Source organism: Streptomyces sp. O3 (assembly GCF_054788135.1).
On record NZ_JBTVYK010000137.1, the window covers coordinates 1 to 480 of the forward strand.

1 protein-coding gene is annotated in these 480 nt (G+C 68.3%); it reads right to left on the reverse strand.

What is annotated here, in order from left to right:
- Positions 1–480 (reverse strand): adenosylhomocysteinase (locus ACX6XY_RS30055; protein ID WP_460337783.1); only part of this gene is annotated, 480 nt, incomplete at both ends.

Below are 480 nucleotides of genomic sequence, written 5' to 3' on the forward strand. Positions count from 1 at the left end.
GCCGGGAACAGCAACTGCCCGTCCCGGTGCATCTCATACAGACGGTGCACACCCGTCGTCGTCTCCTCCGTCACCCCACGGATCTCCGACGCCAGCTTGGTCCAGTTGAGCGTAGAGCGGCCGAGCAGTTCCAGTACGACGCGGAACTCGTCGTTGTCGGCGGCGGAGGGGTCCGGGACCGCGCCCGCCTTCTCGTACTCGGCGCCCTTGTGGACCAGGAGCGTGGCGTCGCCGCCGTCGTCCAGGATCATGTTCGGGCCCTCGGCGTTCGGCCAGGTCAGAGCCTGTTCGGTGCACCACCAGTACTCCTCCAGCGTCTCGCCCTTCCAGGCGAAGACCGGTATACCGGCGGCGGCGATGGCGGCGGCTGCGTGGTCCTGCGTGGAGAAGATGTTGCAGGAGACCCAGCGGACCTCCGCGCCCAGCGCCGCCAGCGTCTCGATCAGGACGGCCGTCTGCACGGTCATGTGCAGCGAACCC